This is a genomic window from Dactylosporangium sp. NPDC049742, from assembly GCF_040674675.1.
Classification (GTDB): domain Bacteria; phylum Actinomycetota; class Actinomycetes; order Mycobacteriales; family Micromonosporaceae; genus Dactylosporangium; species Dactylosporangium maewongense.
The window spans coordinates 1-13,716 of sequence record NZ_JBFANF010000015.1 but is presented as its reverse complement, the minus strand read 5'-3'; the positions used below and the strand labels follow the sequence as shown (position 1 = coordinate 13,716).

Here is a 13,716-nt window from a genome sequence, read left to right as displayed (position 1 = left end):
CGCGTGACGCCCGCACCGAGAGCGCGGCAGCCGGGTCGAACTGCGCAATCTTGAATACGTCCCGTCATCCGTAGGAGTGAGATTCTGCAAGCGAGGAAGGGGCGCGCACGGCCCCTTTCGCCACTGGACGCCGGTGTGACCGGCGGGGATATCCGAGCGTTGCGACGGCGATTCTCGACGACTAACCGGCCGCATTTCCGCCGCTGTGCCGATGAACAGATGAGGAGCGAGAATGACGGCACCTATCGCCGCCGGCGTGCGCACCGAGAACGCCGGCGAGACCAAGCGTGACCACAAGCTGGAGGGCTTACGCGGCTACCTGGCGCTCGGCGTCGTGGTCTACCATGTCGCGTTCTACGCCGGACTGACCAGCTTCCTGGACCTGCCGACGCACGGTATCTGGACGATCCTCGCCGACGGCCTGTCCGTCTGCCTGGCGCCGTTCTTCGTGCTCTCGGCGTTCTTCCTCTACCGGCCCTTCGCCCGTGCCGTGCTCGCCGGCACCAAGCACCCGCCGGCGCGGCCCTTCTGGTGGCGGCGGTTCCTGCGGCTGATCCCGGCCTACTGGGTGGTGGTCACGTTCGCGCTGCTCGTCTTCGACATCAACAAGATCGACGGGTTCTGGTACGCGGCGCGGCCCTACCTGCTGATGCACTTCTACTGGCCGAACGCGCCGTGGATCACCGGTCTCGTGCCGACCTGGACCGTGCCGGCGGAGATGCTGTTCTACCTGATCCTGCCGGGCATCGCCGTGCTCATCGGCCGGTTCGCGCGCAAGGCCGCGACGCTGGAGGCGAAGCGGCGGCGGATGGTGGCGCCGCTGACGCTCTTCGCGGTGATCGGCTTCGCGTGGACCGTCTACACCAACGTGCCGTCGCAGCTGGACACCGCGGTCGTCTACAACCTCTGGTACTGGCCGTTCGGCTACTACGACGCGTTCGCCATCGGCATGCTGCTGGCGACGGTGTCGGCGTACCACCAGGTGAGCGGCAAGACCCCGCGCAGCTACGCGTTCGTGGCCAAGCACCCCAACGTGCTGTGGGCGCTGGCGCTGGTCGTCTTCGTGGTGAACCTGAACCGGTTCTTCGGCAAGCTCGGCATGGGCGACTGGGCGTCGTTCAACCAGGAGCTGGTCATCCACGCCCTGGTGCTGCTGTTCGCGGGCCTGATCGTGGCGCCGCTGACGGTCCCCGGGGTGCGCTCGCGGCTGATGGAGATCACCCTGAACCCGCGGCCGATCCGGTTCGTGGGGCGGATCTCGTACGGCGTCTACCTGTGGCACATGGTGGTGGTCTCGCTGCTGCTGAAGCAGGGGCCGCTCTTCGGCAACACGCCGGGCTTCGGCCCGGAGCTCTACGGCGCGGCGAACTTCTGGTGGCTGCTGACGTGGACCACCGTGGGCACCATCGCGGTGTCCGCCGTCAGCTACTACCTGCTGGAGCAGCCGCTGTCGAAGCTGGGCGGCCGGCGCAAGCCCGACCCGGCCCCGCCGGCGGCGGAGCCCGCGGTCAAGACGGGCCAGGCGGTCGAGGTGCCGGCCGCACCGTGACGCCCCGCACATGAGGAGGGCCGGTCCGATCGGACCGGCCCTCCTTGCTGTCACGGGCTTCTGGCCGCACCCGCTGCTTTGGTGCACGTGCATCTCTTGCTGCCACACGCTTCCAGCTGCGCGTCCTTCGCCGGCTGCACGTGCATGTCTTGCTGCCGCGGGGTTCCCGCCGTCGCGCGGCTTGCCGGGTTGCCCGTGCTTCTTGCCGGGCCGGACGCGACGACGGCCGGATCCCGTGGAGGGATCCGGCCGCCGCGCCGCCGCGAGGAGGGTCGAGGGGTTTCTCGCGGCAGGTCCGTCAGGCCTGCGTACCGGGGGTGGGCAGGCTCTTGAAGGCCGGGCTGTTCTGGTAGGCGGCCAGGCGCCACGCGCCGTCCTGCTTGACGGCCAGCCAGGTGGCCCGGATCGCCTGGTCGTCGGAGACCTCGGACTCGCCGGCCGCGAGCACGCCGCCCTGCGTCTGGAGCACCACGACGCTGTCGCCGAGGAAACGCATGTCGATCGGCTTACCGGTGACCTGGGTGTTCTTGTACTGGTTGGCGAACGCGTCCTTGAGGTACGCGCGGATCTCCTCGCGACCCTTGCGGTACATGCCGGGCAGGATCATCGTGCCGTCCTCGGTGAAGACGTCGGCGAAGCCGTCGCCGTCACCGTAGGCCCAGGCGGCGATGACCCGCTGGGTGAGGCCGGCCACGGCGACCTGGTCCGCGGCGGGGCCCTGGGTGGTGGTGGTCATGCCGTTTCTCCCGTCAGATGTAGAGCGTGTTGGGTTCGAGGCCGCACAGGACCCGGCCGTAGAGCTCGGCGTTGGTGTTCGGGTTCATCAGCGCGTGCAGGTTGATGGTGTGCAGGTCGTGCGCGATGCGCTGGATCGGCACGTCCTGGTACACCGACGAGCCGCCGCTGGCCGACGCCAGGATGTCGACGGCCTCCTTCGCCAGGCGGACGGCGGTGCCCATGTCGTGCCGGGCGCGGGCCCGCTCCTCCAGCTTCCAGGGCAGGCCCGCGGCCGCCTTCTCGTCGACGGTGGTGGCGAGCCGGTGGGCGTGGAACGCCGCCTGGTCGCTCTTCGTCGCGGCCTCGGCGACCTGGAAGTGGGTGAGCGGCGCGTCGCGCTGCGAGTCGTAGCCGGTGTACGTGATCTTCCGGTTGGGCAGGCGCTTGAAGAAGCTCTCCTTCGCCGCGCGGGTCATGCCCAGCACGGTGCCGACCGACGACGCCGAGGCGACCGGCAGCAGCGGCACCTGGTGCATGGGATCGGTGCCGGCGCCGGCCGCGGAGCCCTGCAGCACCGCCGGCAGCGGCACGACCCGCTCCTGCGGGATGAACAGCTCCTGCGCGACGGTGGAGACGCTGCCGGTGCCGCGCAGCCCCGACGTGTGCCAGTCGTCGACGACCAGCAGGTCGCTCATCGGCACGAGCGCCATCACCGGGTACGGCTCACCGTTCTCCGGCGCCAGGATGGCGATGATCTCCTGCCAGTGCGCGTGGTGCGCGCCGCTGATGAAGCCCCACTTGCCGTTGACGACGATGCCGCCGTCGGCGGAGCGGGCCAGCGCGCTGGGGCTCAGCGTCCCGCAGATGCGCACGTCCGGGGTCGAGAACACCTCGTCCTGGACGGCCTGCGGGAACAGCCCCGCCATCCAGGTGGGGATCCAGTAGACCGCGGTGACCCACGAGGTCGAGCTGTCGGCGTGGCCGAGCTCGGTGGCGACGTCGACGAGGGTCGTGGCGTCCGCCGCGTAGCCGCCGTACCGCTTCGGCGTGCGCAGCTTGAACAGCCCGGCATCCGCGAGGGCCTCGATGGTCTCGTCGTGCAGGCGGCGGTGCTCCTCCGCCCAGCCCGTGCGGGCGCGCAGGGTCGGCCGGAGGGCGGCCGCCCGGCGGACGAGCTCCTCGCGGTCGGGGACTTCGGAAGTGGTCACCATCTCCTCCTAGGCACAGCTGCTGCGGGACGCTCCGACCGTCGCATCGCGCCCGGTAGCGGTGCATCTCCTGCCGTGCGCGAAGGGACACGCACGGTGCGCGACGGCTCGATGGAAGAAGACGGCGCCGTGCCGCGCGGGGATGCTGACCGGTATGCGCGTGCTGTTCACGTCCGTCGCTCTTTCCGGGCACCTGTTCCCGCTGGTGCCGCTCGCCTGGAGCTGCCGCACGTTCGGGCACGAGGTCCTCGTCGCGACGTCCGACAACTTCCTGCCCGAGGTGACGAAGTCCGGGCTGCCGGTCGCGTCGTGCGGCCCGGCGATCGACTTCGTCGAGCTGACCACGGCGGCGGGCATCCCCGAGGACCTGCAGCAGCGGCGGCTCGCCAACGGGCACGCGTTCGGGCGGATCGCGGCGTCCGCGCTGCCCGGGATGCTGGACCTCGTCCGCGCCTGGCGGCCCGACGTGATCGTCAGCGAGCGGGCCGAGTTCGCGGGGCCGGTCGCCGCCGCGGTGTGCGGGGTGCCGCAGGTCGAGCTGCAGTGGGGGGTCGCGCGGCTGGCGGAGTACCGGGCGGGGGCCGCCGTGCAGCTCGCGGAGGGCCTCGAACGGCACGGCCTGGCCGCGCTGCCCGCCCCGCGCGAGGTGCTCAACCCGTGGCCGCCGAGCCTGCGCCTGCGGCATGCCGCGTCCCACCACGGGATCTGCTGCGTGCCGTACAACGGCGCCGCGCGCGTGCCGTCGTGGCTGTGGGCGCCGCCGCGTCGGCCGCGGATCTGCCTGACCCTCGGCACGGTGCTGCCGCGGCTCGGCGCCGACGGCGTCACCGACGTCGTGGTGCCGCTGCTGGAGCGGCTCGGGCGGCTGGACGTGGAGGTGGTCGTCGCCGTCGACGACGCGGTCGCCGCGACCTGGCCGCCGCTGCCGCCGGTCGCCCGTCAGGTCGGGCGGATGCCGCTGTGGCAGGTGCTGCAGACCTGCGACCTGGCCGTGCACCACGGCGGGCAGGGCACCGCGCTGACCGCGTTCATGGCCGGCGTCCCGCAGCTGGTGATCCCGGTCTTCGACGACCAGGTCGACAACGCCGAGGCGGTCGCCCGCTCCGGCGCCGGTGCCTGCATCCTGCCCGACGAGCTGACCGTGCCCGACGCCGTGGCGGCCTGCGCCGCGCTGCTCGGCGACCGGCGGCACGGGGCGGCGGCCCGCGCCGTCGCCGCCGAGATCGCCCGCCAGCCGTCCCCGGCGGCGGTCGTCGAGCTGCTCGGCGCCGTCGCGCGCGGCGTGCCCGCCACCGTCAGACCGCGCCGCCGGGCGGACGTGGCCTGATGGGAATCAGCCTGCCGGGCCGCGCCGCGCGGCCCGGCCGCCGTGACCAGACCGCGCCGGCGCACCGCCCGCCGGACGGTCAGGCCGCGGCGACGGGTGGGCGGGGCTTGATGGGGAACAGCTCCGCGAACCGCGCGAACAACGTCTCGTCACCCGTGAGAGTGACATCGCCACCGGCGACGGCGTCATCGGCGGCGACCTCGCCGGCCATCACCGCCCGCAGGACCGGTCCCGCCTCGATGACGAGGTCGGGCGTGTCGGGCCCGCCGGGGTGCACCTCGAGGCGCCCGTCGTCGATGCGGGCGTGCACCACGACCTCGCCGAAGCGCAGCTCCAGGACGGCGTGCACACCCGCGGCGGCGGCCGGCTCGAACGTCGTGCGCAGCGCCATGACCAGTGAGTCCGGCGTGACGACCTCGTCGGGCCCGGGGTCGGTGAGGGCGCCGGCCCCCCACTTGCCCAGCTGGAGCACGGCCGGCTCGAGCTGGCGGCCGTAGTCCGTCAGCTCGTAGACGACCGCGCCACCGGGCCGGGCCTGCAGGCTGCGGCGGACGAGGTCGTTGCGCTCAAGATCCTTGAGCCGGTCGGACAGCACGTTGGTCGGGATGCCGGGCAGGCCGATCCGCAGGTCGGTGTAGCGGCGCGGGCCGACGAGGAGGTCTCGGACGATGAGCAACGTCCAGCGTTCCCCGATCAGCTCGAGCGCGCGTGAGATGCCGCAGAACTGCCCATACGCTCGCTTGCTCATCACCCGATCGTACTGCGTGATGCGCTTGACGCCGTATGCTTGTTTCTAGCAAGCTGGCTTTTAGAAATGAACTAGTACCGATGTACGGTGCGGACCAACCAAGGAAGCCAACCGAGGTCGTGCAGACCGGGGGAGGGGAGTCATGGAGCGTGTAGCTGGAGTCGCGAGACTCATCAGCGGGCGCCGGACGAAGTGGATCGTGCTCGGCGTGTGGCTGGTGCTGTTCATGGGCCTGTCGCCACTGTCGGGTGAGCTCACGGGCGTGCAGAAGAACGACATCGCTCAGTGGCTCCCCGGCAGCGCCGAGTCGACCCAGGTCGTCGAGCTGCAGAAGCAGTTCCAGCCGACCGAGGTGGCACCCGCGGTCGTCGTCTACGAACGCCCGTCCGGGACGACCCCCGCCGACCTGGAGAAGGTCAAGGCCGACGTGGCGAAGTTCGCCGGCGTGGACGGCATCGCGGGGGAGGTCTCCCCGCCCGTCGAGGCCAAGGACGGCCAGGCGCTGCAGGTCGTGGTGCCGGTGAAGGTCACCACCGACGACCCGGCGAAGGCGCTCGACCGGGTCAAGGCGATCCGGGCCATCGCGTCCGCCGGCGACACCGGACTCACGGTGCACATCGCCGGGCCGCTCGCCTTCACCGCCGACAACGTGAGTGCGTTCGAGGGCGCCGACTTCACCCTGATGTTCGCCACCGTCCTGGTCGTGGTGGTGCTGCTGCTGGTCATCTACCGCAGCCCGGTGCTGTGGCTGCTGCCGGTGATCAGCGCGATGATCGCGCTCGTCACGTCGGAGGCGGTGATCTACCTGCTGGCGAAGAACGCCGGCGTGACCGCGACCGGTGAGAGCTCCTCGATCCTCACCGTGCTCGTCTTCGGTGCCACCACGGACTACGCGTTGCTGCTCATCGCGCGGTACCGCGAGGCGCTGCGCCAGCACGAGGACCGGCACGCCGCGATGGCCGTCGCCCTGCGCCGCGCGGCACCGGCCATCGTGGCCAGCGCGGCCACGGTCGCGATCGGCATGCTGTGCCTGCTGTTCGCGGACATGAACTCCACCAGCGGCCTCGGCCCGGTCGCCGCGGTCGGCATCGCCGTCGGCCTGCTCGTCGCGGTGACCCTGCTCCCGGCGCTGCTGGTGATCTGCGGCCGCTGGCTGTTCTGGCCGAAGAAGCCGCAGGTCGGCTCCGCCGAGCCCAGCGCGCACGGCGTCTGGGCCCGGCTCGGCGAGCGGATCGCCCGCCGCCCGCGCACCGTCTGGATCGGCACCGCGCTCGTGCTCGGTGTCATGGCGCTCGGCCTCACCCAGCTCAACGTCAGGATCCTGTCCGCCGAGGACACGTTCGTGACGGAGCAGCCGTCGATCAGCGCGATGAAGGTCCTGTCCAAGCACTTCCCGGCGGGCTCCGGCGAGCCGGTCGTGGTGGTGGGCAAGGCCGACAGCGCCGCGGCGCTGAAGGCGGGCATCAGCGGCACGGCCGGCGTCGTGGACGTCACCGAGCCGGTGGTCAAGAACGGGCTCGCCCTGATCGAGGGCACGCTGCAGGCCCAGCCGGGCAGCGCCGCCGCCGACGACACGATCGTGCGGCTGCGCGCGGCGGTGCACGCGGTCGCCGGCGCCGACGCGAAGGTCGGCGGGCCGACGGCGATGAGCCTGGACATGGACCGGGCCACCAAGCACGACAACCGGCTGATCATCCCGCTGGTGCTCGTGGTGGTGCTGCTCATCCTGTGCGTGCTGCTGCGGTCGATCGTCGCGCCGCTGCTGCTGATGGCGACGGTGGTGCTGTCCTTCGGGGCGGCGCTGGGCGTCAGCACGCTGGTCTTCGAGCACGTGTTCGGCTTCAACGGCGTCGACAGCAGCTTCCCGCTGTACGTCTTCGTCTTCCTGGTGGCGCTGGGCATCGACTACAACATCTTCCTGGTCACCCGGGTCCGGGAGGAGGCGCTGCGGATCGGGACGCGGCGCGGCGCGCTGGTCGGCCTGGCCGTCACCGGCGGCGTGATCACCTCCGCCGGCCTGGTCCTCGCCGCCACCTTCGGCGTGCTGGCCAGCCTGCCGCTGGTCTTCCTCGCCGAGATGGGCTTCGCGGTGGCGCTGGGCGTCCTGCTCGACACGTTCATCGTGCGCTCGGTGCTCGTCACCGCGCTGAGCCTGGACGCCGGGCGGCACCTCTGGTGGCCCTCGAAGCTGGCGGCCAAGGCCGACGTGCCCGAGGACGCCGACCCGGTGCCCGCGCAGGCCGACGGCCAGGGCACACCGCGGCAGCCGGACCTGGTCTCCTGATCCGCACCGCCGGCCCGGCGCCCCGCAGCAGCGGTGGCGCCGGGTCAGCGCGTGATCTGCTCCGCCTCCAGGGCGGCCCGGGTCGTCTCCAGCTGCACCAGCAGGTAGGCGGCGTCGCGGGAGGTCACGTCGGTGAGCACCCCCTTGGCCTGCTCGATCTCGACCCGGGCGAGCTCGAACTCGCCCTGGTTGCGGTGCACCTCGGCGAGGAGGCTGAGCGTCTTGCCGTGCCACATCGCGGAGTCGAGCTCGTCGAGCAGGTGGGCGGCGTCGAGCAGGTGGGTGGCGGCGGCGGAGTAGGCACCCCTGGCGAGCACGATCTCGCCGAGGGCGTAGAGCGCCTTGGCCTCGACCATCCGCTCACCCAGTTCACGAGCAAGGGAGAGCGCGTGCTGCAACGTCGTCTGCGCCTGGTCGAGGCGGCCCTCCTGGTGCCGCACGACGCCCAGCCCGTAGAGCGTGTAGCACTCGCCGATCCGGTCGCCGAGGTCACGGACGATGAGCAGGGCCCGGTGCAGCGACTGCCGGGCCAGCTCCACCTGGTCGGTGCGCAGGTACAGCTCGGCGAAGCGGTGCATCACCTGCGCCTCGCCGCGCAGGTGCCGGGCCGTGAGGCACAGCTCCAGCGCCCGGGTGAGGTGCTCGTGCGCCTGCACGGTGTCACCCTCCTCGACCCAGTAACCGGCGAGGCTCTGCAGCACGTGCGCCTCGCCGGTGGCGTCGCCGACGTGCTGCAGCAGCCGCCGCGCCTGCTGGAACTTGTCGAGCATCTCGGCGAACCGGCCCTGGTGCCGGTCGACGATGCCCGACTCGCGCAGCACCAGCGCGCAGCCGTGCACGTGGTTCCCGCCGCGGAAGATGGCCAGCGCGGTGTCGAAGCAGTGCCTGGCCTCGGCGAGCCGCTTCTGCACCATGTGCAGGCAGCCCAGCGAGTACAGCATGGCCGCCCGGCCGATCCGGTTGCCGGCCAGCTCGGCGGCGGCCAGGCCCAGCTCGGTGGTCTCCTGCCAGTCGCTGAAGTAGCCCTTCACCTCGAACAGGCCGGCCGAGGTGAGCGCGATGTCCCAGCACAGCTCGTCCAGCCCGGTCGCGGCCGCCTGGCGCACCGCGGCGACCAGGGCGCGGCGCTCGGTCTCCCACCACTCCAGGGGGCTGCCGATGATGTCGAGCTCGACGCCCTCGATCCGCCAGCGGGGTGCGGTGCCGTGCAGGATGTTGAAGTCGCCGCCGTGGTCCTTGCGGTAGGCGTCCTCGGCGAGGCCGAGCCAGGCGCCGAGGACCCGGCACAGCGCGTCGTCGCGCTCCTGCGCCGGCTCCTGCTCGGCCAGCTTCTCCAGGGCGTAGGCGCGGATGAGGGTGTGGAAGCGGTACCGGATCCGCTCGCCCGGGTACTCGACGGTGTCCAGCAGCTGCGCGTCGACGAGCTGCTCCAGCACGTCCTCCGCCTCGCGCAGCGGGCTGTCGAGCAGCGCCGCGGCGGTCCAGCCGGGGAAGTCGGGCGCCTCGATCAGCGCGAACAGCCGGAACAGCCGCTGGCAGCGCGGGCTGAGCACGCGGTAGGTCAGCCCGATGGTGGAGCGCAGCTCGAGCCCGCGGTGGCTGAACTCGTCGAGGCGGTGCGCCTCGTCGTCGAGCCGGGCGACCACCGTCTCCAGCCGCCAGTGCCGCTTGAAGGCCAGCCGGGCGCCGGCGATGCGCAGCGCCAGCGGCAGGCCGTCGCAGAAGTCGATCAGCGCGAGCGCCGACTGCTCCTCGGCCTCGACCCGGATCGGCCCTATGATCTTGGAGAGCATCCGCATCGAGTTGGCGGTGTCGAACACGTCGACGTCCAGGAGGTGCGCGCCGGGCAGCCCGGACAGGCGCATCCGGCTCGTGGCGATCACCGCGCAGGTCGGGCTGCCGGGCAGCAGCCGCTGCATCTGCTCCTCCGCGGACACGTCGTCGAGGACGACCAGCACCCGGCGGTGCGCGAGGCGGCTGCGGTACAGCTCGGACCGCTCCTCGACGTCGTCGGGGATCGCGGAGCCGGGCACGCCGAGCGCCCGCAGGAAGCGGGTCAGCAGCGCCCCGGTCAGGTCCTCGTCGGCGGGGTGCTGGAGGTCGGCGTAGAGCAGCCCGTCGGGGAAGCGGTCGCTGAGCTCGTGGGCGACCCGCACCGCGAGGCACGACTTGCCGACGCCGCCCTTCCCGGCGAGGGCCACGATCGGCATGGCGTAGCGCGCATCGCCGTGCCCGGGCGCGTCGGTGAGGATGCGGGTGATCTCGGCGATCTCGGCCTCGCGCCCGGTGAAGTCGGCGATGCTGCGCGGCAGCTGGTTGGGCACCAGCACGGTGAGCTCGGGTCCCACCCGCCGCGGTGCCGCCGGCGCGGTGCTCTGCTCGGCGGGCGGGGCTCCGGCGTGGGCCTCCAGCGCCGGGTCGCGGTTGAGGATGGCCCGTTCGAGGTGCTGCAGGGCGGCGCCCGGCTCGATCCCGAGCTCGTCGATGAGGGTGGTCCGGGCGCGGCGGCTCACCTCAAGAGCCTCGGCCTGCCGGCCGGACCGGTACAGCGCGAGCATGAGCAGCTCGTAGAGCCGTTCGCGCAGCGGGTGCTCGGCGACCAGCGTCGCGAGCGCGCCGCCGATCTCGTGGTGGCGGCCCAGCTCCAGGTCGAGACGGGCCAGCTCCTGGATCGCCGAGAGCCGGTCCTCCTCCAGCTGGGCGGCGCCGCGCTGCACCAGCGGACTGTCCACATCGGACAGTGCGTTGCCCCGCCAGAGCGCCAGTGCCCGCTGCAGCGCGGTCGAGGCCTCCGCCAGCCGGCCGGCGTCGGAGTGCTTGCGGGCCTCCTGCACCCGCGCGGCGAACTCGGTGCGGTCCAGGTCGGCGTCGGGGATCTCCAGCATGTAGCCGCCCGGGCGGGTGCGGATCGTCGCCGTGCCGTTGGCGCCGGTGACGTGCTTGCGCAGCGCCGAGATGCAGATCTGGATCTGCGCGCGGGCGGTGGTCGGCTCGTCCTGCTCCCAGACGGCCTCGATGAGGGAGTTGACAGGTGTCACCCGGTTGGCGTTCAGGGCCAGCATCGCCAGCACCACCCGCAGGCGGGGGCCGCCGATGTTCACCACGTCACCGCCGCACACCAGCTCCAGCGGGCCGAGGATCCTGAACTTCATGCGGTTTCCCGCTCGGCCGATGCTGACGACCTTCGCAACCGTGCCACCTGGCATGACCCCCCGTTCGATATGCTCTGCGCGGCCTGGCGTGCGTTCGTCGGGGTCGACGGCCGGGGCCGTCGCGGTGCTCCAGCATCGCATGCTGGCGCCACGGGCAGATCTTCCCGGCTTGCGCCGATCCGAAATGCAATTCGCCCACGTCGATTGAAGCATATTTTGCGGGCGAGTTCTGTCGATCTGCGATCCGGACCGTGCGTTCCGCGTAATACGCTACTTGATGTCCCTTCGGTGGAATTCTGTATGGCTGTTCGGTGGATGGCTGATTCGCCGGTTCGGTGTAGTGCGGTATCGCCGGTTCGGCCGAGGCTCGGACGCGCCGAAACGGCCCGGCCGCCGATGGTCTCGGTCGGCCGGGCCGCTCGTGGCGGTTGCCGGGTTCGCTGGGCGGTCGCTGGCCGATCGGGGGAGCGGGTCCGGCCGTCGTGTCGACGCCTTCGTGGACCTGTCGTCGCGCGTGGTCGCCCGACCGTCACCTGCGAGTGCGGCGCCGCCACGGAGTGGCCGCCCGTCGCGTCAGTGCCACGGCTCGAAGGCCGTGGCCACCGGCGCCGCGATGGTGTTGACCAGTGCGATCGCCGTGGCCGCAGCGAGGAAGAGCCTGCCGATGAACCTACGATTCGTGAACATTACATTTCCTCCCCATGTTCGTTTCTTTTCATCGCCGCCGTCGGCGTCTGGGAAGGAGTCCACCGGGTCGTGCATTCGGTGAAGCATCTATCTACAATCAATGGCCTTCTCGACCGTGATAGCGGATGGATGGCAGACGGAAAGCGAAATCGTGCAGGCTCGGTGCGCAAAATCACGGCGCGCATGAGAAGCGGTGCACATGGCTGATCCGATCCTCCTGTTCACCGGCGAGGAGCTGCGGCGCGCCGGCGCGATGATGAACCCGCTGGACGTCCTGGCGGAGGAACTCGTCGCGTTGACCGCTCCGGTGGGCACTCCCAGCACGGCCGCCTACCGGTGCACACTCACGCCGTGGACGCCGACGGACGCCGGCGACGCCACCGAGACGCTCGTGCTGTGCGAGCTGTCCGGCACCGGCGACCGCAGCCTCATGCCGGCGGAGATGCTCCGCCTGCTCGGCGCGGCGGCGCTGACCGCCCTTGCCGTGCGGGAGCTGCTGGGCCCGGGCCTCATCACCGCGTGCGTGCTCGGCTCCGGCCTCGCCGCCGAGGTGCAGCTGGCGACCAACGCCCAGCACACGCGCGACATCAGCCACGTCGCCGTCTGGCCGGGCGGCACCGCCGAGGCGGCCCCGCTCGACCCGCGCGTGCTCGACCAGCTCGAGCTCGCCGGTGCGAGGCTGACCTCGACGTCGAGCGTCGCGCAGGCGCTCTTCGGCGCCAACCTGGTGATCGTCACCGGGGACGTGGGCGACGCCCCGGCCGGCACGCACCTGGCCAAGGGCGCCCTCGTCGTCAACGCGGCGGGCACCGACCTGCCGGCCGGCTTCGCCGACGGCGCCCAGGTCCACCTCGTCGACGACGCCCGCCTGCTCACGGGCGCCCCGGACCCGCAGATGTACCTCGACCTCGGCGCCACGGCGGCGGGCGGGCACGACGCCCGCCCGGTGGACGCCGATCTCGGTCAGGTCCTCACCGGCCTGCACCGTGGCCGGCCGCATCTCGACGCGATCGTCGTCGTCGAGCTGCTCAGCGCCGGCCTGCTGATCCTGCCGCTGGCGGGGCGGCTGCACCAACTCGCGCGCCGGCTCGGCCTCGGCCGGCCGGTCGGATGAGAGGTCCGTCATGCCCGGCACCACCATACGAGGGAAGAAGTAGCCATGCGAGTCGACATCAAGGTCCTCGGTCCGCTGGAGGTCTCGGTCGCCGGTGCCTCCGTGGTGCCGACGGCCAACAAACCCAGCCAGTTACTGGCCATGCTGGCCCTCAACGCGGGGCACGTGGTCACCATCTCCACGCTGCTGGAGGAGATCTGGGGCAGCTGTCCGCCGCGCAGCGCGGTGCCGACGCTGCATACGTACGTGCTCCAGCTGCGAAAAAAGATCCAGCAGGCGCTCGAGGCCGGCGGGCACCGCTCGCCGCGTGACGTGCTCATCACCCGCCGGTGCGGCTACGTGCTCGACGTCGCCCCCGACGACGTGGACGCCACCCGCTACCTGGAGCTGTCGGCGCAGGGGCACGAGGCGGCCGACCGCGAGGACCACCAGGAGGCCGCGGCCAAGCTCGCCGCCGCCCTGCGGCTGTGGCGCGGGCAGGCGTTCGCCGACATCGCCGCCGGCTCGCAGCTGCGGCTGGAGACGACGCGCCTGGAGGAGATCCGCCTCAGCGACCTGGACCTGCGCATCGAGACGGACCTGCGGCTCGGCCGGCACCACCAGCTGATCGGCGAGCTGGCCACGCTGTGCGCGCGCTACCCGCTGCACGAGCACTTCTACTCCCTCTACATGCTGGCCCTGTACCGGGCCGGCCGGCAGGGCCAGGCGCTGGAGGCCTACCAGCGGGTGCGGACCCTGACGGTGGCCAACCTGGGGGTGGACCCCTCGCCGCCGCTGCGCCGCCTCCAGCGGGCGATCCTGCGCGGCGACCCGGCGGTCGAGGACCCGAACTTCAGGCCTTCTGGCCGTCGGCGATCAGTTGCTTGAGCTTCGCCTCGTCCAGCTTGCCGTCCTTCAGCGCCGGGATCGACTGCACGACGACGTTGACGA

At 71.9% G+C, this 13,716-nt stretch carries 10 protein-coding genes; 5 read left to right on the top strand and 5 right to left on the bottom strand.

The features are described from left to right. Positions 1-232 precede the first annotated feature (232 nt). The gene (locus AB0J72_RS20315) at positions 233-1,549 is read left to right on the top strand and encodes an acyltransferase (protein ID WP_363400838.1); all 1,317 of its coding nucleotides are present in this window, start codon (positions 233-235) and stop codon (positions 1,547-1,549) included. A gap of 298 nt (positions 1,550-1,847) precedes the next feature. Here the strand turns inward: AB0J72_RS20315 and AB0J72_RS20310 are convergent, their stop codons facing one another. After that, complete coding sequence (locus tag AB0J72_RS20310; protein WP_360571252.1) at positions 1,848-2,285, bottom strand: SgcJ/EcaC family oxidoreductase; 438 nt, start codon at positions 2,283-2,285, stop codon at positions 1,848-1,850. Between the two features lie 13 nt (positions 2,286-2,298). Then, on the bottom strand, positions 2,299-3,477 hold the full coding sequence (locus AB0J72_RS20305) for an acyl-CoA dehydrogenase family protein (protein ID WP_363400836.1): 1,179 nt from the start codon (positions 3,475-3,477) through the stop codon (positions 2,299-2,301). Between the two features lie 151 nt (positions 3,478-3,628). Between AB0J72_RS20305 and AB0J72_RS20300 the strand changes: the two genes are divergently transcribed. Continuing rightward, positions 3,629-4,801, top strand: coding sequence for a nucleotide disphospho-sugar-binding domain-containing protein (locus AB0J72_RS20300; protein WP_363400834.1), 1,173 nt, complete (start codon positions 3,629-3,631; stop codon positions 4,799-4,801). 79 nt (positions 4,802-4,880) lie between these two features. Here AB0J72_RS20300 and AB0J72_RS20295 read toward each other — a convergent pair whose 3' ends face one another. Continuing rightward, on the bottom strand, positions 4,881-5,549 hold the full coding sequence (locus tag AB0J72_RS20295) for a winged helix-turn-helix transcriptional regulator (RefSeq protein WP_363400832.1): 669 nt from the start codon (positions 5,547-5,549) through the stop codon (positions 4,881-4,883). Positions 5,550-5,691: 142 nt separating this feature from the next. On the opposite strand from AB0J72_RS20295, the gene AB0J72_RS20290 reads away from it, so the two are divergent. Next, entirely contained in the window at positions 5,692-7,833 is a 2,142-nt protein-coding gene (locus AB0J72_RS20290; protein WP_360571258.1) for an MMPL family transporter, read from the top strand. 44 nt (positions 7,834-7,877) lie between these two features. Here the strand turns inward: AB0J72_RS20290 and AB0J72_RS20285 are convergent, their stop codons facing one another. After that, the gene (locus AB0J72_RS20285) at positions 7,878-10,985 is read right to left on the bottom strand and encodes a BTAD domain-containing putative transcriptional regulator (protein ID WP_363400830.1); all 3,108 of its coding nucleotides are present in this window, start codon (positions 10,983-10,985) and stop codon (positions 7,878-7,880) included. 573 nt (positions 10,986-11,558) lie between these two features. Then, positions 11,559-11,747, bottom strand: coding sequence for a hypothetical protein (locus AB0J72_RS20280; RefSeq protein WP_363400828.1), 189 nt, complete (start codon positions 11,745-11,747; stop codon positions 11,559-11,561). 124 nt (positions 11,748-11,871) lie between these two features. Here AB0J72_RS20280 and AB0J72_RS20275 point away from each other — a divergent pair, with 124 nt between their 5' ends. Both AB0J72_RS20275 and AB0J72_RS20270 read left to right on the top strand, forming a co-directional pair. Next, on the top strand, positions 11,872-12,786 hold the full coding sequence (locus AB0J72_RS20275) for a hypothetical protein (RefSeq protein WP_363400826.1): 915 nt from the start codon (positions 11,872-11,874) through the stop codon (positions 12,784-12,786). Positions 12,787-12,831: 45 nt separating this feature from the next. After that, entirely contained in the window at positions 12,832-13,653 is an 822-nt protein-coding gene (locus AB0J72_RS20270) for an AfsR/SARP family transcriptional regulator (RefSeq protein ID WP_363400825.1), read from the top strand. Positions 13,654-13,716: the final 63 nt, after the last annotated feature.

What these genes read in the sequence shown, in the direction of transcription:
- AB0J72_RS20315 (WP_363400838.1), top strand. Translation starts at nt 233, where the DNA reads ATGACGGCACCTATCGCCGCCGGCGTGCGCACCGAGAACGCCGGCGAG.
- AB0J72_RS20310 (WP_360571252.1), bottom strand. Translation starts at nt 2,285, where the DNA reads ATGACCACCACCACCCAGGGCCCCGCCGCGGACCAGGTCGCCGTGGCC.
- AB0J72_RS20305 (WP_363400836.1), bottom strand. Translation starts at nt 3,477, where the DNA reads ATGGTGACCACTTCCGAAGTCCCCGACCGCGAGGAGCTCGTCCGCCGG.
- AB0J72_RS20300 (WP_363400834.1), top strand. Translation starts at nt 3,629, where the DNA reads ATGCGCGTGCTGTTCACGTCCGTCGCTCTTTCCGGGCACCTGTTCCCG.
- AB0J72_RS20295 (WP_363400832.1), bottom strand. Translation starts at nt 5,549, where the DNA reads ATGAGCAAGCGAGCGTATGGGCAGTTCTGCGGCATCTCACGCGCGCTC.
- AB0J72_RS20290 (WP_360571258.1), top strand. Translation starts at nt 5,692, where the DNA reads ATGGAGCGTGTAGCTGGAGTCGCGAGACTCATCAGCGGGCGCCGGACG.
- AB0J72_RS20285 (WP_363400830.1), bottom strand. Translation starts at nt 10,985, where the DNA reads ATGAAGTTCAGGATCCTCGGCCCGCTGGAGCTGGTGTGCGGCGGTGAC.
- AB0J72_RS20280 (WP_363400828.1), bottom strand. Translation starts at nt 11,747, where the DNA reads ATGCACGACCCGGTGGACTCCTTCCCAGACGCCGACGGCGGCGATGAA.
- AB0J72_RS20275 (WP_363400826.1), top strand. Translation starts at nt 11,872, where the DNA reads ATGGCTGATCCGATCCTCCTGTTCACCGGCGAGGAGCTGCGGCGCGCC.
- AB0J72_RS20270 (WP_363400825.1), top strand. Translation starts at nt 12,832, where the DNA reads ATGCGAGTCGACATCAAGGTCCTCGGTCCGCTGGAGGTCTCGGTCGCC.